General features: G+C 44.5%; 17 protein-coding genes. 12 read left to right on the top strand and 5 right to left on the bottom strand.

The annotated features are described in order from the left end of the window. Positions 1 to 47 precede the first annotated feature (47 nt). The 5 genes from COP04_RS16015 to COP04_RS15995 all read left to right on the top strand — a co-directional run bounded on the left by COP04_RS16015 (position 48) and on the right by COP04_RS15995 (position 6,539). Positions 48 to 2,855: an ATP-binding protein gene (locus COP04_RS16015; RefSeq protein ID WP_100488941.1), complete on the top strand. Its 2,808-nt coding sequence runs from the start codon at positions 48 to 50 to the stop codon at positions 2,853 to 2,855. A 130-nt stretch (positions 2,856 to 2,985) separates the two neighbouring features. Then, on the top strand, positions 2,986 to 3,663 hold the full coding sequence (locus COP04_RS16010) for a response regulator transcription factor (protein WP_100488940.1): 678 nt from the start codon (positions 2,986 to 2,988) through the stop codon (positions 3,661 to 3,663). Further along, entirely contained in the window at positions 3,663 to 5,057 is a 1,395-nt protein-coding gene (locus COP04_RS16005) for a HAMP domain-containing sensor histidine kinase (RefSeq protein WP_100488939.1), read from the top strand. The genes COP04_RS16010 and COP04_RS16005 overlap by 1 nt, the downstream gene beginning before the upstream one ends. Positions 5,058 to 5,174: 117 nt before the next feature. Then, positions 5,175 to 6,155 (top strand): 3'-5' exoribonuclease YhaM, encoded by a 981-nt coding sequence (yhaM, locus tag COP04_RS16000; RefSeq protein WP_100489728.1) that lies wholly within the window; start codon positions 5,175 to 5,177, stop codon positions 6,153 to 6,155. 90 nt (positions 6,156 to 6,245) lie between these two features. Then, entirely contained in the window at positions 6,246 to 6,539 is a 294-nt protein-coding gene (locus tag COP04_RS15995) for a sporulation YhaL family protein (RefSeq protein WP_100488938.1), read from the top strand. 147 nt (positions 6,540 to 6,686) lie between these two features. On the opposite strand, the gene COP04_RS15990 is transcribed toward COP04_RS15995, so the two are convergent. Next, a complete protein-coding gene (locus COP04_RS15990) occupies positions 6,687 to 7,571 on the bottom strand; it encodes a peptidylprolyl isomerase (RefSeq protein WP_100488937.1) in 885 nt (294 codons plus the stop codon). Positions 7,572 to 7,910: 339 nt separating this feature from the next. Here COP04_RS15990 and COP04_RS15985 point away from each other — a divergent pair, with 339 nt between their 5' ends. Both COP04_RS15985 and COP04_RS15980 read left to right on the top strand, forming a co-directional pair. After that, complete coding sequence (locus COP04_RS15985; RefSeq protein ID WP_100488936.1) at positions 7,911 to 8,522, top strand: YpmS family protein; 612 nt, start codon at positions 7,911 to 7,913, stop codon at positions 8,520 to 8,522. A gap of 142 nt (positions 8,523 to 8,664) precedes the next feature. Then, positions 8,665 to 9,897, top strand: a complete 1,233-nt coding sequence (locus COP04_RS15980) for an aminopeptidase (protein ID WP_100488935.1) — start codon at positions 8,665 to 8,667, stop codon at positions 9,895 to 9,897. Between the two features lie 200 nt (positions 9,898 to 10,097). Here COP04_RS15980 and COP04_RS15975 read toward each other — a convergent pair whose 3' ends face one another. From COP04_RS15975 to COP04_RS15965, 3 genes are all read right to left on the bottom strand, one after another. Continuing rightward, positions 10,098 to 10,502, bottom strand: a complete 405-nt coding sequence (locus COP04_RS15975) for a YtxH domain-containing protein (RefSeq protein ID WP_100488934.1) — start codon at positions 10,500 to 10,502, stop codon at positions 10,098 to 10,100. 241 nt (positions 10,503 to 10,743) lie between these two features. Further along, complete coding sequence (locus COP04_RS15970; protein WP_100488933.1) at positions 10,744 to 11,289, bottom strand: tryptophan transporter; 546 nt, start codon at positions 11,287 to 11,289, stop codon at positions 10,744 to 10,746. A gap of 260 nt (positions 11,290 to 11,549) precedes the next feature. Then, positions 11,550 to 11,984, bottom strand: coding sequence for an HIT family protein (locus COP04_RS15965; protein WP_100488932.1), 435 nt, complete (start codon positions 11,982 to 11,984; stop codon positions 11,550 to 11,552). A 302-nt stretch (positions 11,985 to 12,286) separates the two neighbouring features. On the opposite strand from COP04_RS15965, the gene COP04_RS15960 reads away from it, so the two are divergent. Then, positions 12,287 to 13,039 (top strand): ABC transporter ATP-binding protein, encoded by a 753-nt coding sequence (locus COP04_RS15960; protein ID WP_100488931.1) that lies wholly within the window; start codon positions 12,287 to 12,289, stop codon positions 13,037 to 13,039. Further along, positions 13,027 to 14,256 (top strand): ABC transporter permease, encoded by a 1,230-nt coding sequence (locus tag COP04_RS15955; RefSeq protein WP_100488930.1) that lies wholly within the window; start codon positions 13,027 to 13,029, stop codon positions 14,254 to 14,256. Before COP04_RS15960 ends, COP04_RS15955 begins: the two co-directional genes overlap by 13 nt. An 85-nt stretch (positions 14,257 to 14,341) precedes the next feature. Here the strand turns inward: COP04_RS15955 and COP04_RS15950 are convergent, their stop codons facing one another. Continuing rightward, positions 14,342 to 14,776: a ferritin-like domain-containing protein gene (locus COP04_RS15950; protein WP_100488929.1), complete on the bottom strand. Its 435-nt coding sequence runs from the start codon at positions 14,774 to 14,776 to the stop codon at positions 14,342 to 14,344. A 252-nt stretch (positions 14,777 to 15,028) separates the two neighbouring features. Between COP04_RS15950 and liaF the strand changes: the two genes are divergently transcribed. From liaF to COP04_RS15935, 3 genes are read left to right on the top strand one after another with little or no spacing between them, the layout of a single operon-like run. Beyond that, complete coding sequence (gene liaF / locus COP04_RS15945; RefSeq protein WP_100488928.1) at positions 15,029 to 15,838, top strand: cell wall-active antibiotics response protein LiaF; 810 nt, start codon at positions 15,029 to 15,031, stop codon at positions 15,836 to 15,838. A 5-nt stretch (positions 15,839 to 15,843) separates the two neighbouring features. Continuing rightward, positions 15,844 to 16,893 carry a sensor histidine kinase gene (locus COP04_RS15940; protein WP_162297114.1) on the top strand — a complete coding sequence of 350 codons (1,050 nt, stop codon included), beginning with the start codon at positions 15,844 to 15,846 and terminating at the stop codon, positions 16,891 to 16,893. After that, a complete protein-coding gene (locus tag COP04_RS15935; RefSeq protein ID WP_100488926.1) occupies positions 16,880 to 17,536 on the top strand; it encodes a response regulator in 657 nt (218 codons plus the stop codon). The genes COP04_RS15940 and COP04_RS15935 overlap by 14 nt, the downstream gene beginning before the upstream one ends. The last annotated feature ends 126 nt before the right edge of the window (positions 17,537 to 17,662 follow it).

Here is a 17,662-nt window from a genome sequence, read left to right as displayed (position 1 = left end):
TATATTAAGGGAGGACGCGTCACAAGTACGCGAACCGCTGAATAAAAATGAAAATCAGAGTATTGGAAATCAATCAGTTCGGGCGTTTCGAGAACCGAAAAATAGAATTGCCGGAGATGCCTTTTACTGTGATCTACGGTGAAAATGAAGCTGGAAAATCTACGATCATGAATTTTATTCTTTGTACGCTGTTTGGATATCCTCAGAAAAGTGGATTGAGAAAATGGGTGAACGGCGGAGCTGAGGACCGCCTCGGAGGATCACTGGTTTTTACCGGTGACGATGGACAAGATTACAGACTTGAAAGAGTGTATGCCAGAAACGATCAGCCTGAACTTTTTATTGGAAACAGTGAAAGGGGCTCCATCCACAAGATACTTCACGGCATCGACCGAATGCTATATCAAAGTGTGTTCTGCTTTGATCTTGACGGTCTTAGCGGTATTGAAAAAACAAAACCTTCAGATCTAAATGACCTGCTTCTTGGAGCAGGCATGATCGGCAGCAGCGAGCTGACAAAACTCGAACAATCCCTGGCCAAAAAAACGGGTTTGATTTTTAAGAAGGGCGGTAAAAATCCGGAGATGAATCAGTTGTTCCGAAAACTGGATCAATCGGGGACTGATCTGAGGAAATGGGAGAGAAAGCTGGATGCTTTCCATGAACTCCAGCAGGAGATTGCCAAAACTCGAAAAAAAATTCAAATGCTGGAGGATGAGCGAAAAAACGTTCAGGCACGCTTTATGGAGTGGTCGGCATTTTCATCGGTCAGACCTTTGATTGCGGGTTATCACGTTTTGGAAGAAGAAATCAGTTCTGCGGGGAAGACAAGTTCATTTCCTGAAAATGGACGATCCCGATTTAGTGATCTGGAAAAACAGATTGCAGAAACCGAAAAAGAAATGACGGATTTGAAAGATGAGATCCGTTTTTTGGACGAAGCCGAAGCTGCAAAACCAGTCCGGGAAAAATGGATTCGTGCGGAGGGAAAGCTTTCCGCATGGTTTCGTTCGGCTGCCAGGGATGATCAGGATTTGCGGGAAATCGACCGCCTCGGTAAAGAGCTGGCGGCAGGACAGGCTGCGTATGAGGCAATGGCTGAGCGCCTTGGGACTGAATGGAGTCCGGGGAAAATACTCAAGGCTTCTGTAGATCTTTCTTTTATACGTCAGCTCAGGGAAAAAACCGAGATTTGGATGAAGCTGGTCTCAGAAGAGAAGAACGCTGAGAATGCCCTAAGCGTGCAACATGCATCTGTTGTTCAGCTGGAACAGCGGTTAAAGCAACTGACAGGGCTTAGGAATGAAGTGGATGTCAATAGTTTGCGCACGGTCCGCCGCACGACTCCAGAGCAGAAAGAAAATCCTTTTTCTTTGCTGCTTGTCTTTGTTTCTGTGCTCTTGATGACGATCCTGTTTACCGCATTCTCTGCACTTCTGTTTACTTTTTATGCCGCCTTGCCTGTATTGGCGCTTGGCCTTACACTTACTGCATTTTATGGCTGGGCAGCGCTGAGATCCCACCAGCAGGGGCAAAAAACCGGAATTAATGAAGCAGATCATCGGCGTGCGGCGGAGGCCAGTCTCACTGAAGAACAGTTGTCCGGAGCGAAAAGGGAATACGAGCAAAAAATGCGAATGCGTGAACACTGTAAGGATCAGCTTGAAGGATTTGAACATCAGCTGAAGGAATGGATGCGGGAAAACGGTTATGCTATAGATAACGTCGGTTTAGCTGAAGAAACTGCGCGACTTGTCGGTGATGCACGTGCACTGCTGAGCAGGCTTGACGGAATGGGCACGGAGCTTGAGGCACGCAGGGCAGATCATGATCAGTTTATTAGTGAAAAGCAGCAGCTCACTGAAGAATTATCCTTGCCCGATGGAGATACGTCATACATCGAACAGCAGTTTAACATGGAGAAAGAAAAAGCAGCGGATCTTCATGCGTTAAAAAGCAAGCGGGATGTCTACAGGCGGCAGGAAAAACGCCTTAATCAGAAACTATACCGCTTAAATGAAGAACAGCATTCTCTGTTTGAACAGGCCGAAGTGGAAAATCGTTTGCAGTTTCTTGAAAAGGCTGATCACTTTGAAAGGTTAAGCAGTTTGCTCGAGAAACGGGACGAAAGATGGCTGCAGATGATTGAAATATCAGGAGGAGAGGACAAGCTGAAACACTTCAGCGGAGATCTTGACCACGGTATTTGGGAGGGGGTAGATGAGAATGATTTCAAAAACAGTTTGTCGGAGCTGGATGGAAAAATCAAAGAGGCACGTGACCGCCTGACAGAAGAGCAGGCAGAGGGCCGCAATATGGAAGAAAGCGATACGTACCGTGATGCATTGGACAACTATCAGCAGCTGCTTACGGCAGCAAACAGTAAATCCAGGGAGTGGGCAGTATACAGAACGGCTCAGTGGGCCATTGACCGGGCAAAGGATCAGTACCGCAGACAGAGACTGCCGGGAATTCTCAATCGGGCGAGAGATTATTTCGAGAACATAACATCAGGCGAGTATGTTTCACTTCAGCTGGATCAGGCAGGCGGGTTCATTGCCGGAAGAAACGATGGAAGGCATTTCAGTGCCGATGAATTAAGCCGGGGCACCGCTGAACAGTTGTACCTGTCTTTGCGGCTTGCACTGGCTGAACGAATCTGCCCGGGCGAAAAGCTGCCTTTGATTATTGATGAAGGCCTGGTCAACTTTGACGTCAGACGTACAGACCGAGTTCTATCACTACTTAAGGAGGTTTCTCAAGAGCGTCAGGTTATCCTTTTCACTTGCCAACCTTCTGTCCTTAAATGTGCATCTTCTGAATCGGTGATCACACTTTCCAAAGCATTTCGTTAATTTTTTCCCAAAACAATGGCCGATTCTTTATATTGCATTGAAAACAATGTGGAAATTGTTTCATTTCCCTTCATTCGCAAGTCCTCATGCTATAATTTTAGTGATACAATTTAAATAAGGATGGATCAATATGGATGAAACGGAATTTAAAGTGAATCTCGTAGAAGATGAGGAAAGCCTGGCGTCCATCTTGAAAGCCTATATGGAAAAAGAAGGATGGAATGTCTCTGTTTTCCATACAGCTGAAGATGCGGCTGAATACATGCACAACGGTGTTCATTTGTGGATTCTTGATATTATGCTTCCCGGGATGTCCGGGTACGACTTACTGAAAAAAATAAAAGAGAATCATTCTGAACAGCCGGTCATTTTTATTTCAGCTCGCGATCAGGATTTGGACAAGATTATTGGCCTGGAACTTGGGAGTGATGATTATCTGGCTAAACCCTTTCTTCCAAAAGAACTGGTGATACGCGCGAAGAAGCTTCTCCATCGGGTATACGGAGGCGGTATTCACGAGAGCCGGATGGTGATCTCGAAATACCAAATAGATGTTGTCCGCCGGAAAGTGTTTGATGAAGAGGGAACAGTAATTGAACTGACAACCAAGGAGTTCGATGTACTGCTTTATCTTGTGGAAAATGCAAATGTCGCCAAATCCCGTGAAGCAATTCTGAATGAAGTCTGGGGAGAAGATTATGTCGGTTCGGACCGGGCAGTCGATGATGTTGTCCGCAGAATCAGGAGAAAGCTGAGCCGGCTTTCGCTTGAAACGGTCTATGGGTCCGGATACAGGGTAGTTTCGTGATGTTTCGGCTTATTCGCTTTAAATGGACACTGACGAAACGGATCTGGCTGTCCTTTGCCCTGCTGATTTTCCTGATCGGCATCATCATGTCACTTGTTTATCCTTTCATGATCAAGAGTGCGCTGCGCGAGGATTCGTATGATACTATTGAGTATGTCCAGAGCACACTGTATCAGGGACAGGGAAATTACGGACTTGGTGATTCAACGGCTGAACTTAATGCGCAGCGTTCCGCCAAGGCGGTTGGCAATGTGTTCGTGGACGGGAATTATCACCAGGTTGACGGCAATCTGATCAAGCAGGCGGCGATCTATAAGCCGATGGTCCACGATATGGCCAGTCAAAAATCCATGTCCAAGCGGTATGAACTGGAATATCGAGGAGCTACATTATACTATGTTATAAGCAAGGTTTATACCAATTTAGGTAATGGTTATTTCGTTTCGTATATGTGGGATACTTATCCCAATGAATTGATGCAAAAGCTTTGGACACGCATGATCTATATTTTTATCACAGTTAGTATTTTAAGCCTGTTTATTGCCTTTTGGCTAGCCAGATATCTGAAACGTCCATTGGATATCCTGGGACGGCGTTTTGAAGAAATCTCAAGGCTCCATTGGGAAAAGCCTTTTGAGTGGAGAGGCGATGAAGAATTCGAACGCCTGTCCGCGCAGTTTGAGAAGATGAGGCTTAATCTGATCAAGTATGATCAATCGCAGAAAGTATTTCTTCAGCAGGCTTCCCATGAACTGAAAACACCAATCATGGTTGTGCACAGTTATGCACAATCTGTTAAAGATCGTATTTATCCAAAGGGCGATCTTGACGATTCAATCGATGTGATTATTCATGAAGCAGAGCAGATGGAAGAACGTGTGAAGAAACTGCTTTATTTTACCCGATATGATTCATTGAATGACCGGAAACTCAAGTATCAGCTGATCCGTTTTGGCGATCTTGCCCTTTTTATACGTGAGCGTCTCATAGCGCAGCGACAGGATATTTCCATTCATATTGAGGGAGAAGAAACCATAATATGGGGAGATCGGGAGCAGCTTCAGACCGTTCTTGAAAATCTGGTGGAGAACGGTTTGCGCTATGCAAAAAAACAACTGAAGATGATTGCTGAGCAAAAAAAACGCTGGAACATTATTACGATTGAAAATGATGGAAATCAAATACCGGATGATGAGAAGGCGGCGATGTTTGAACCGTTTGAAAAAGGGAGCAAAGGACAATTCGGACTTGGGTTGGCAATCGTCAGACGTATTGTCCGTGCCCACTCTGGCGAAATTCGGGCTGAAAATCGCCGGAATGGAGTAGCTTTCGTTATTTCTCTCCCCGCTCCGCCTGAAGAAAAACTCCCGCCTGATATTGACGTAAGCGAGTAAAGCGTATCTCTAATTCGGGAGATTCTCGGTTTTACAGTGCAGGGTAGGACTTCGCAGATCGGGTATCCGCTGCATCAAAAAGGCAAATTAAATGCTATTTTGAAGGGAAGCGATCATTTGAAGGGAATTGCGTTTTATAAAGAAGGAGAGCATGTCCATGATTTTTTGTTGATTAAATCAGTCACCCGGGGAACGGCGAGCAACGGAAAACCGTTTTTGACAATCATCCTTCAGGATAAGACAGGAGATATTGAATCAAAACTCTGGGGATCTTCCCCGGAAGACGAGAAAAGTTATGTAACTGGAGCAATCGTTCTTGCTGAAGGTGATATTACGACATTCAGAGGGAGAAACCAGTTCAAGATCCGGAATATCCGTTTGAAAGAAGAACATGAGGCCATTGATAAAGCAGAGCTGGTTATGGCAGCACCGCTCTCGGCTTCTGAACTAGAAGAGAAAGTGACACAATATCTTTTTGAAATTAAGAATCCGGTGATTCAGCGACTGACGCGGGCGCTTTTAAAAAAACATCATCAGGCTTTTTTTGAGTATCCCGCAGCGGTAAGCATTCATCATAATTTTCTTTCCGGCCTTGCTTTTCATGTCTGCTGCATGCTGGACATGGCCAAAGAAGTGGTCAGGCTGTATCCGGAAATCAACAGTGATTTGCTTTATGCGGGCATTCTTCTGCATGATATGGGCAAGCTGAAGGAGCTATCCGGCGTTACGGCAACAAATTACACCCTATCCGGAAATCTATTGGGGCATATCTCTATAATGGTTGATGAAATTGGAGAAATCGCTAAAGAGCTCGGAATCGACGACCGTGAAGAGGTGCTTCTGCTACAGCACATGATCCTTAGTCATCATGAGCACCCGGAATGGGGTAGCCCCAAGCCGCCTATGTTCAAAGAAGCTGAGATTCTCCACATTCTTGATGACATGGACGCAAAGATCAATATTATGACACGGGCAGTCAGAAAAACCAGGCCCGGCGAATTTTCGGAGCGTATTTTTGCCATGGATAACCGCTCGCTTTACCGCCCGTCATTCGATCATATAGAGGATCAGGACATTTCGGATAAAGAGGACAAATAAGAATCGGTCTATCTGTCCAGCCTTCCGCATAAATTATGGGTACAGGCCATCAAAAGCGCCTGTAAAGGAATTTATCGGGGAGGTTTATACATGAAACAAGCAAAACGTTCACTTTATGCGGTTGCGCTGCTTTTCTTGCTTTTCATGATGCAGCAATTCGGCATGATCGATCCCATTATCTCGAAATTGGAAAGCGTGCCCTGGTGGATCTATCTTATTATCGCCGGAATTCTTTTCAGTGGTTATCAGGCTTTTTCACTTTCCCGTCAGGACAAAGAAATTGATGAGGAGTGGAATGAGCAGCAGGGCAATGTTTTTATAAAAAGAATGAATGCGGAAAAAGAAAAACGCCGCAATGGAAAGAATCCGAAAGCCATGCAATGAATGCGGGCGCGGATTCTTTTTTTGAACTTCCTGGAGACCGCAAAAAAGAGAGCGCTTCGCCATTATTAACCGATGGCAGAACGCTCTCTTTTAGTTGTGGAATGAAAAACATGGTCTGCGAAAAATTGTAATGAATGACAAACAGTATTACGGCTGTGTAGTCGTCGTGGACGCTGAAGTATTGAACAAATCTTTGAACTGCTTATCCTGCACTTTAATATCGGCATTCTTGATTAGAGTCTGCATGACTTCAGTCTGAGATTTTTCTTTACTAGCGATGTATGCATCTTTGACAGAGGATTTCAGAGAATTGTAATCGTCTCTTTTTCCTTCAAGTTTAATGATATGGTATCCGCCGTCATTGCTTGAATAGACGGGATTGCTGATCTGACCGACCTTCAGCTTCATGGCAGCATTGCTGAATTCAGGAACCATTGCTGATTGCTTAAACCAGCCAAGTTCGCCGCCCTTTGCCTTTGATCCCGTGTCTATCGAGTACTTTTTGGCAAGCGTCGCAAAGTTCGCTCCGGCCTTCAGCTGTTTCAGAATGTCGTCCGCTGTGCTCTTGGTTTTAACGAGAATGTGGCTTGCCTTCAACTCTGTAAGCTGGACTTTATTTTTGTTGTAATAGTCCATGAGTGCCTGATTTGTCACTTTAATTCCGGCCATCTGTGCTTTTGCCAGCATCAGTGAATCTTTGATCTGACGCCGGAACTGGCTATCCGTCATATTGTTCTGCGCGAGCGCCTGATCAAATTGTGCCTGGCTGGAAAATGTCTTGCGGACCTGATCATATTTCGCGTTGACCGCTTTGCTGGAAACATTGTACTTACTCTCAAGAATCTTTTCGTAAACAAGATTCTGAAGTACTTGCTGGCCACTTGTATTCTTCAGCTCGTTGTAGAATTCACCCTTCGTTATGTTGCCGCTGTTCGTTGTTACAACAGCAGCATTATCCCCACTGCCATTTCCACAGGCAACAAGGCTTGACATAACAAGTACTGCGGCCAGGATCATGATTAATCTCTTCACTGCGTCCACTCCTATTTAGGTTTAATTCCCATTTATTAAAATCTTCGAAGAAACGAGAATTTATCCGTCTCTCACCTGAAAAATTAAGATGGATAAGGATTAATTTGTAAGCGATAAATACCAACACTATACATTTTAACCAAAACAAGCGTGCTTGTCGAGACAACCTCCTTTCTTACAGCGAATCCGATCAAACTGACAAATTAATATAATCCGGAACCTGATCGCCTGTTCGCAGCGTGTCAAAAATGCGCTATAATTAGTTTCTATAAAAAGAATTGAAGCAGGATAGCTCAAATTAATCTGATCAAACTGTAGCAGAGAGGGGCAGGCAGAGCATTGGAAAAAAATAGGCGGGCACTGTTAAGAACGGGAAGAAAAAATATCTGGAGGGCAGCCTTTCTGTCGCTTCTGATACTTGTATTGCTGACTTTAATTCTTTTGTTCGGACTGCTGACTGGAGGGTTTTCCAGTCATTCGCCTGCGCCGGGTATCATGCAGAATTCAAGTAAAAATGCAGCTATTTTTACTGTACAGGCGAATAAACAACAATTAGAGACATTGATTAATGATCAGATTCATACAGATAAAAATGCACGGCTATCCTACCGTGTAGCTATTGGCGATCAGGTGGCACTGAATGGAAACTATCGTCTGCTGTTTACCGGAATTCCCTTTTCCCTGACCTTTAATCCGGTTGTCAGCCATGGGGATATCATCCTTAAAGAATCGGAAGTGAAGCTGGGCAGTATAAGGCTTCCTGATAAACAGGTTCTTAGTTTTTTAAAGGCAGGGAGCCAGTTTCCAAAATGGGTGATCATTCAGCCGGACAAGCGTCAGATCTATATTAATCTGACTGCTGTTCAAATCCAGCAAGGCCTCTATCTGCAGGCTGAAAAAATTGATCTTCCAAAAAATATTGTTTCTTTTACTGTGCATCGCGGTAAATAACAGAATGTAAATTGGGGTATTATGAGCACTGGAGATAACGTTTGCACAGTGATCGTTTGAAAGTGATAAAATAAATCCGGAAGAAATCTTTGAAAAGATGGATCACTTGGAAACTGACAGGCACTTTTTGGGGGGATAGATTATGAAAACTTTTGCTCAGATGCTGGACAAATATGCTGAGCTGGCTGTAAAAGTCGGCGCAAATGTGCAGAAGGGCCAGGAAGTGATTGTCAAAGCCCCGGTTGATGCGGGGGAACTGGTTCGGCTTGTCACAGAAAAGGCGTATCAGGCGGGCGCTAAGCGCGTTTATTTCAATTGGACAGATGACGGTCTGGATCGGCTGCGTCTCATATATGCTTCAGAAGACGTAATCCGTGATTATCCTGTTTGGAAAGCGGACATGCTTGAAGCATTGGTTAAACGTGGGGCTGCCTGTATCGACATTCGTACGACAGGCGTCGGCATGACAGATGGAATCGATCCGCACAAGGCCGCCATCGATCAGGAAGTAGCGTGGCAGGCGTTGAATACTTATTATGACTACCGCATGTCCGACAGGGTCAGCTGGACAATACTGATTTATCCGACGGTGGAATGGGCGAAGAAACTGTTTCCCGGGAAAATCAGAGAGCTGGCTGTAAAGGATCTCTGGAATGTAATTTTCAGAATGACCCGGATTGATCGTGACGATCCTGTCCAAGCCTGGGAAGATCATTTGAACACGCTGGCGGAAAAAAAGCGGGTCCTTAACGGGAAAAAATTTAGGAAACTGCACTATCAGGCACCAGGGACAGATCTGGAAATCGCCTTTGATCCCGCTTATCATTGGGATACCGGCACTTCAACAAACAGCAATGGCACAAGGTTTGTGGCCAATATGCCCACCGAAGAGGTCTACACGCTGCCATTGAGGACCGGCGTCAACGGAACAGTCACGAGTACAAAACCGCTGAATTATGGCGGAACGCTCATTGAGAAAATTTCTCTGACCTTCGAAAACGGAAGAATTATCCGGTATGAAGCGGAAAAGGGAGAAGAAATTCTCAAACGTTTGATTGAGACTGAGGAGGGCTCGCATTATCTTGGTGAAGTCGCTCTTGTGCCGGTCGATTCACCGATATCTGCGTCCGGACTGACATTTTATACGACGCTTTTTGATGAAAATGCATCCTGCCACCTGGCTATTGGCAAGGCCTATCCTACTTGCCTTGATGGCGGAACCGACATGTCGCGTGAGGAACTTAACAGGCACGGCGCCAATGATAGTCTCGTTCACGTAGATTTTATGGTCGGTTCAGCAGAACTGGACATTGATGGCGAGACTGGGGATGGCCGCTGGGAACCTGTTTTCCGAAAAGGCAAATGGGTATTCTAAGTTGGACCATATTTTATTGAACATCAATGAAGGCAAAAGCCACTCCGTTCACGGAGCTTTTGCCTTTGTTTTTTAATGTCTATACATTTGTGAAAAGGGCTCGGGCTGACTCAATAACTTATAAACAGGATTATATAAAAAAAACAGGAAATTCATCCTGTTTTTTTATTCAGCAAAGTCTTTCGATTATTAAAAAACTATTAAAGCGATGGCGGGGTTTCTTCTTCGCCCGGCTTCTTTTCCGGAGTATCGGTTTTCAACTTATTTGTTAATTTTTCTTTAGCCGCTTCCAGCTGAACCACATTATTTTTTATTTTTGTCAGATAAGGTTGAATGTCGTCTTTCCATTCTTTAAGCAGGCTGCCCAGATCAGAAACAGTGGACTTTAAAACTGGAACACTTTCGTCCTTCAATGCCAGCACCCGGTCTTTTACCACACTCAGATTATTTGCAGCATCCTTAATCGGCTGTTGAATGGATGAAGCTTTGTCCTTTATATCCTGCCGGAATTCCTCGCCTTTTTTGGGTGTTGTTAGCAGCACCACTGTTCCACCAACAATACCGCCGATAATCGCGCCGATTGTGTATGAAAGAAATTTGCCCATAATATCGTCCACCTCTTCTTTCGAAATTCATTTCAATTAATAGTTGGTGTTCAAAAAGTCACTGAATGATGAGCGGCGAATCTCATCGTTGTCATGTTTCTCCTTCGTCACCTTTTGAACAGATTCTAATACTATTATACCCCAGACCGTCGCGCTTATCACTTGATCGAACAGATGGCAGAAGAAAAATTGATAATAAAAAAGCCCTGCCATTTTAGGCAAGGCTTGTTCTTATTTACTGTTAACGGATTGAAGGTTTTGGTGTTGCCCGGATAAATCCGCTCCGCTCACCAATTTTTTCAACGATTGGATAAAGGACTGCAACGCATACCGCATTGAACACAGCCGTTGGTAATACAAGTGCAAGAAAAAATTTAAAGAATGGCATAGGTGCATGGACCAGAACGATCATGCTGCCAACAAAAATGGCCCCACTCAATGCAGTTCCCAAAAAGCCCAGCACGATACCAGTGATATATTTTGGCAAACCGGACATCTTTCCGGCAATTAACTTGAAAGCGAGGAATACGACAACAGTTGTAGTAAACTTGTCGATGACTGAAGGCAACTGTCCAAGGGGCATTGAAGTTGTCAATGCCCCCAAAATCCCGGCAACCAGCCCGATGGCAATAAAAGATTTATAATCCGCAAAGAAGAACAATGACAGGAAAATCATGACTAACATCAAGTCCGGCTTCATTCCGAAGAAAAATCCCGGCACTATCAAATGCAACACCGCACCAATGGCCAAAAATACTGCAATAATAACTAAATTCCTAAGCTTCATCCTGATCTCTCCTCATCTAATGCTCATATTTTCCTCCAGTAGTGCCCTACCGACCCGCTGCGAGGTGTAAAATTAATATACACTCATTTTTGTGAAAAAGCAAACAATTGTGAACCAATCGGCTTAAAATACCGAGCCTCAAGTAAATAGCCGATGATAGCTGTCACAAAGGGTACAGATTGACTGGGCGTTGGCCTCCTCCCTCAGGACGGAGGCCAACGCTCCTAATCCTCTAAAAAATCCATCTGTTTCCCCTAAATTTATTTCTTTATATTTTTATTGATAGCCTGAGCCATTTCCGTCCGCTGCTCATTGGTATAGTCATCCGCATGTGACTGAAAGCTGAATGAAAAAGTATCTGACGCGCCATAGCGTGGAATCAGATGCAGATGATAGTGGAAAACGCTTTGTCCTGCCAGAGGGCCGTTGTTATTCAAAAGGTTCAGGCCAACTGGATGAAAGGCATCGTTGATAGCGGCAGCAATTATGGGAACGCGCCTGAACAATTTTTCGGCGATTTCCGGATCCAGATGAAAAATGTCTTTTTGATGAACTTTGGGAATAATTAATGTATGTCCCTTTGTCACCTGGCTCAAATCAAGAAAGGAAAAAACATCTTCGTCTTCGTATACCTTTGCGCTTGGGATTTCACCACGGATAATTTTGCAGAAAATGCAGTCTGATTCTTCTGACATAACGTTCATCCTCTCTGTTTTCCAATTGACTTTTCATGAATTGACTCTATTTTATCACAACTCCGAATAATAACGGACAGACGATTTACACAACCTGCATTCCTTTATCTTCAGTTTTAAAGACGAATTCTTGCCTGAGGTCTCTCTTTTTAAGTAGAATAGAAACTGTGAGTGTCCGTACTTGTTTAAAATGTACGCATGTGACACGCCTCACATCGTTTGTTAATGAGTGAAACATGTAATTGATCCGGTCAAAATAAAAAATAGTACTTAAAACGCATTGGAAAGTGCAGGTGAATAAAATGGCTTCTATTTTATCTGTTAATTGTCTTAGCGGCGGTTACACGCGGCAGCACCCGGTCCTTCATGATCTTTCTTTTGATATAAACCCTGGTGAACTTGTCGGCCTTGTCGGCTTGAATGGGGCAGGAAAAAGCACAACGATCAAGCATATTCTTGGACTGCTGGATCCCTTTGACGGTGAAATCCGGATCGGGGGGAAAACCATAAGAGAGGACAAGCTTGCTTATCGTCAGCAGCTGGCCTATGTACCGGAAATGCCTGAACTTTATGAACAGCTGACACTTGAGGAACATCTGAAACTGACAGCCATGGCGTATCACCTGGACAAAAAAACATTTGAGGAAAGAAGCATGAAACTGCTGCAGATGTTTCGAATGGAGAAGAGGCTACACTGGTTCCCCACCCATTTTTCAAAGGGGATGCGGCAGAAAGTCATGATTATGTGTGCTTTTCTGGTTTCCCCCGATCTGTATATTGTTGACGAACCATTTGTCGGCCTGGATCCGATGGGCATCCAATCCCTGCTTGATCTGATGGTCGAAATGAAGCGGGAGGGCGCTGCCATCCTCATGTCCACGCATATTCTTTCGACAGCTGAACAGTACTGCGACCGCTTTATCATTCTTCACGAAGGAAAAATTGCGGCACAGGGGACGCTGGAAGAGATCAGGAATAGATATGGCAATCCGCGGGCATCATTGCATGACATTTATCTGGCAGTGGCAAGGGGCGAAACGGCATGGATCCATTAAATCGGCTCTGGAGCAAGCGCTGTAGCGATCACTTTCAAATGGAACTGCGCTACTGGAACCTGATCGGGAAAAACAGCGGTCTGATGTTTTTTCTGTACGCAATGATTATCATCGGTGGGTTTTATTATAAAAAATGGCTGGACGTGTTACCGCAGCATTTTCCGGGTGTGCTCTTGATCAGTTTGATTTTGGCTTTATTCGTGGTACGTTCACCCATCCGCACATTCATGCAACGGGCCGATCTGGTCTTTCTTCTCCCCGCGGAGGCGAAACTCGGCTCATATTTCAGGAAAAGCCGTTTCTATAGTTTCTGTCTGCAAAGTATCGTTCTGATTATTGTGCTGATGGTATGCGCCCCGCTTTACTTCCGAACTGGCGGAGGCGATGGGCCAGCTTATTTTGCACTTGCCGGTGTTGCTGTTGCGCTGAAGTGGTGGAATATTGACAGCCATTGGCAGGAACAATCGATTGATGATGTGAAGCCGTTAAAAATTCTTCGCTTCACGTTATCTCTCCTGCTTCTTTACGCAACAGCGGGCCGATTCACGGTTTATTCTTTGGTTGCTTGCGCAGCCGTCATGCTGATTGCGTCAATTTTTCTGTTTCACCGCCAATCACATACAGGGTTGTTAAATTGGGGAAGCCTTGTTGAAATGGAAGACAGACAGGCGTTGCAGTTTCTTCGATTTGCCAATCTGTTTACCGATGTGCCACGTCTAAAACATCATATTCATGCCAGAAGATCGGTCAGCGCGTTCTTCCCGATCCGCTCCTTCAGTCAAAAGGGTGTTTATCAGCAGCTCTTTATTAAGACGTTCATTCGAGCGGATGACTATTTCAATTTATATATTCGGCTGACGGTGGTCGGCATGCTTGCCTGTTATTTTATCAATATTGGCTTTTACACGGCCTTTGTCGTCGCTTCGGCTGTTTATCTGACCGGTCTTCAGCTGTTTCCGTTGTGGATGCATCCGTTTCCGCAGGCACTGGCCGGCATGTATCCAGTGCCCGATAGTTTACGTAAACAAAGCTTTATCCGGCTCGTTTTTATTCTTTTGATTACGCAGACTGTTTTTATCAGCGTGGCAGGTGCGGCAGGATCCAAAAGCCTGATCAGCCTCCTTCTATTCCTCCTGGCGGGCGTTTCTGTTTCTGTCCTGTTTACATTTGTATATGTGGAACGTCGTGTGGCCGGAGAGATAAAAGAAGGAAATTAATCCGCCAAAAGGGAAAAAGGTGCGTAAAAAAAGCCGGAATGATCATTCCGGCTTTCGCAGTTTTACAGGAAACGGTGCAGATTAATCAGGAGAAAATAGGATCTTTTAACGTCTTTGTCAGTTTTTCCAAATGGTTTTGTTCATCAGCAATCATATCTTCTAATTTGACAACGAGTTCGATCATACCCAGCTCCTGAGCCTGACTGCGGCGGATTTGGTAATTTTCAAGTGTATCGGCTTCAGCTTTTCGCGCATTTTCAAGCATTGCTTTAGCATCCGCCACCTTGCTGACAGGAACAGGGGCTGTTACCGGTTCACCGCCAAGATTGGCAATTTTTTCAGAAAGATATGCTGCATGGCCCAGTTCGTCGGGGATTTCTGCTTCAAAAAAGGGCTTCAGAATCTGATAATTCAGCCCGGATACAGTCGTTGCGTAGTAATTGTACTGAATCACTGCTGTATATTCTCCAGCTAGGTCTTCGTTTAAACCGTTGATTAATTCTTGAAGCATTTTATCCATTTTGCTCATCCTTTCTTTTAACGCTTTATTATCAGAATACCCTACTCATGTTTGTTATAAACTCGTTCCAGCAACAGTGAAAAGTTTTCATTCTCCCATTGACGCGTTATCCGTCCAGAGACCGATGGAAAAACCGATTCCGGTCTATGGAAATGTATCTCCGTACTCTGTATAGTAAAAATGTAAGAATTAATAATTCCATGTTTTAGTGCAGATGATCAATGACTGATAGAGAAGAAAGGATGAATTCTAATGTCCCTTGGAAAAGTTTTAATAGCCCTGAGCGTTGTTTTTCTGGGCTTATACTGGCTGATGGACAGTCTCAATATTATTTCCCCGGGAATAATGTCGCTTTTTGGCGAGTGTTTACCCTATCTTGTTATTCTGCTCGGGGCTCTTTTAATCCTCTCTCCGATAATCAAAAGAAAAAAACCGGGATTTTTCTGGGGCCTGTTCTTTCTGATTTATGGCGGTCTGCTTCTGGCAGACAAACACGGCATGCTGGTGTTTCATTGGCAGGATATTTGGAAACTGTGGCCGTACATTATCATCTATTTTGGACTTGATATGCTTTTCGGCAAAAATCTGTTTGTTTCGCTTTCAGGCAACTTCGACCATGGTAAAAAGAAAAAAAAAGATAAAAGTCACGTAGAGTTTATATGGAATGGGGATGAAGCAAAAGAAGACAGCGGCCAGAAAGATTCGTATATGTTTGTCAATGAATCGTCTTACAAACATGAAAACTGGATGGTGAAGCCGATGCATGAACGTGTACGAATTGCAGATTACAATTTCGATTTTACGAAAGCATTTATTCCCGAAGAGACGATCCCAATCACTTTATCAGGCTGGGTAGGCGATATTAAAATTACTGTGCCGGATGATCTTGCCTACCGTGTGGATCTAAGAGCTAAAGTGGGTGACGCTAAAATAGGAAAAGAGAAACATAGCGGCATCTTGAGAAATGTCAGCTATCAGACGGGCAATTACGATGAGGCTGTGCGGAAAATTGATTTTGCTTTTGATTTTCAGGTCATTGATTTAAATATTGATCAGGTATGATGCTTATGGTTAATTATCGGATTAGGGTCATCAAAATTCAGGCGGTTATCAGCTTTTTTTCCTCAGTGATGCTCTTCGCGCTGCTGCAAATTTTCTTTTTCTTTGTGCCTGACCGGCATGGTCTGCTGATCAGCAGTCTGGTTTTTGCTTTCAGCTTTACGGTTTTTTTTGCAATAGAAATGAATTTTCTCATAAAGAATTACCGTACAGCTCGAAATCAACTGGAAAGCATTGATTTGTTTATTAAGACACTGTCGGCCGGAAAACTGTCTGCGCGCATCAAAGTGGAGAACTCCGGGACAATTAATCGTGTCGAGCAGTCCTTGAATGAGCTGGCAGACAAGATAGATACCCAAGTCAAATCGCTTCAGCGTCTGGTTGATGAGAACATTGAAATGAATGCCAAAATCAAAAACGAGGCAGTGACGGAAGAAAGGCAGCGTCTGGCGAGAGATCTTCACGACGCGGTCAGCCAGCAGCTGTTTGCACTTTCTATGCTCGCTTCAGCTGCTGAGAAAACGATTCACACGAATCCGGATTTAGCGGCCGAAAATATCGCCGATGTTTCGGACATTGCTAGAAAAGCACAGGGAGAAATGCGGGCGCTGCTTCTTCACCTGCGTCCGGTGCGCCTGAATAACGAATCGCTTGATAAAGGATTGGAACGTCTGATCCGGGAACTGGATGGAAAAACGGTGATCCAATTTGAGGCATCCATTGATCCTGTCGCAGGACTGTCGAAGGGTGTTGAAAATCACTTGTTCAGACTCAGCCAGGAAGCATTATCTAATGCATTAAGGCACTCGGAAGCAACAAGAGTTGTCCTGTCTCTTCATGAAAGGGATCAGCTTGTTACACTGACCGTATTTGACAATGGACGCGGCTTTGATCTGAAACAGGAAAAAATAGCTTCTTATGGTTTGAAGACGATGCGTGAACGCGCTGAAGAAATCGGCGGACATTTTCTTTTGACAACGCATAAGGGCGAAGGAACATCGGTGAACATTCGTGTGCCGATTCACAGGGGGGCGGCGGAAAATCATGACGGAAATTAAAGTAATGATCGTTGATGACCATGATATGGTCAGAAAGGGATTGAAAGCCTACTTGGCAACGGAAAACGACATAACTGTTGTCGGGGAAGCATCCAGCGGAAATGACGCGGTTAAGCTGGACGGTGAACTCAAGCCTGAAGTTATTTTGATGGATCTGATTATGGAAAACGGGGATGGTATTGCAGCTACAAAAAAGATCATGGAAAAGAATCCCTCCAGAAAAATTATTATTCTGACAAGTTTCTACGATGATCAGCAGGTGTTTCCTGCTATTGAGGCTGGAGCAATGAGTTATTTGCTGAAAACGGCATCCGCGGATGAGATTATCCAGGCCATCCACAAGGCGCGCGCGGGCACCACAGTTCTTGACGGCAAGGTCGCCCGTAAACTTGTTTCCGGTATGCACAGGGAGCCCCAGCTTTTTGATCAGCTGACGTCGAGAGAGAAAGACGTATTAAAGTTGATTGCCGAAGGTAAAAGCAATGCCGAAATCGCTGAAACATTATTTATCGGAATAAAAACCGTAAAAACCCATGTCAGCAGCATATTCAGCAAATTGGATGTTGCCGACCGCACACAGGCAGCGGTTTATGCCTATCAGAATCATCTTTTTTCTGAAGTGAATGATGATCATTCCCGTTGACAGAGCGCTGTAACTGTTCTAAAATTTAATTAGTTTAATAGCTTCCTAAAGGGGAGTAGCCGAAAGAGAAGTGCCGTCATTACGGGAGTGATCCCCGGCTTTCTCTGGCAGTTCAAACTGCTGGCG

Source organism: Sporolactobacillus pectinivorans (genome assembly GCF_002802965.1).
GTDB classification, from domain to species: domain Bacteria; phylum Bacillota; class Bacilli; order Bacillales; family Sporolactobacillaceae; genus Sporolactobacillus; species Sporolactobacillus pectinivorans.
The sequence above is the reverse complement of the archived record's forward strand: the minus strand, read 5'-3'. Positions and strand labels throughout refer to the sequence as shown.

Excerpts from the sequence above, each read along its gene's own strand:
- COP04_RS16015 (WP_100488941.1), top strand. The coding sequence starts at position 48 with ATGAAAATCAGAGTATTGGAAATCAATCAGTTCGGGCGTTTCGAGAAC.
- COP04_RS16010 (WP_100488940.1), top strand. The coding sequence starts at position 2,986 with ATGGATGAAACGGAATTTAAAGTGAATCTCGTAGAAGATGAGGAAAGC.
- COP04_RS16005 (WP_100488939.1), top strand. The coding sequence starts at position 3,663 with ATGTTTCGGCTTATTCGCTTTAAATGGACACTGACGAAACGGATCTGG.
- COP04_RS15995 (WP_100488938.1), top strand. The coding sequence starts at position 6,246 with ATGAAACAAGCAAAACGTTCACTTTATGCGGTTGCGCTGCTTTTCTTG.
- COP04_RS15980 (WP_100488935.1), top strand. The coding sequence starts at position 8,665 with ATGAAAACTTTTGCTCAGATGCTGGACAAATATGCTGAGCTGGCTGTA.
- COP04_RS15975 (WP_100488934.1), bottom strand. The coding sequence starts at position 10,502 with ATGGGCAAATTTCTTTCATACACAATCGGCGCGATTATCGGCGGTATT.
- COP04_RS15970 (WP_100488933.1), bottom strand. The coding sequence starts at position 11,289 with ATGAAGCTTAGGAATTTAGTTATTATTGCAGTATTTTTGGCCATTGGT.
- COP04_RS15965 (WP_100488932.1), bottom strand. The coding sequence starts at position 11,984 with ATGTCAGAAGAATCAGACTGCATTTTCTGCAAAATTATCCGTGGTGAA.
- COP04_RS15960 (WP_100488931.1), top strand. The coding sequence starts at position 12,287 with ATGGCTTCTATTTTATCTGTTAATTGTCTTAGCGGCGGTTACACGCGG.
- COP04_RS15955 (WP_100488930.1), top strand. The coding sequence starts at position 13,027 with ATGGATCCATTAAATCGGCTCTGGAGCAAGCGCTGTAGCGATCACTTT.
- COP04_RS15950 (WP_100488929.1), bottom strand. The coding sequence starts at position 14,776 with ATGGATAAAATGCTTCAAGAATTAATCAACGGTTTAAACGAAGACCTA.
- liaF (WP_100488928.1), top strand. The coding sequence starts at position 15,029 with ATGTCCCTTGGAAAAGTTTTAATAGCCCTGAGCGTTGTTTTTCTGGGC.
- COP04_RS15940 (WP_162297114.1), top strand. The coding sequence starts at position 15,844 with ATGGTTAATTATCGGATTAGGGTCATCAAAATTCAGGCGGTTATCAGC.
- COP04_RS15935 (WP_100488926.1), top strand. The coding sequence starts at position 16,880 with ATGACGGAAATTAAAGTAATGATCGTTGATGACCATGATATGGTCAGA.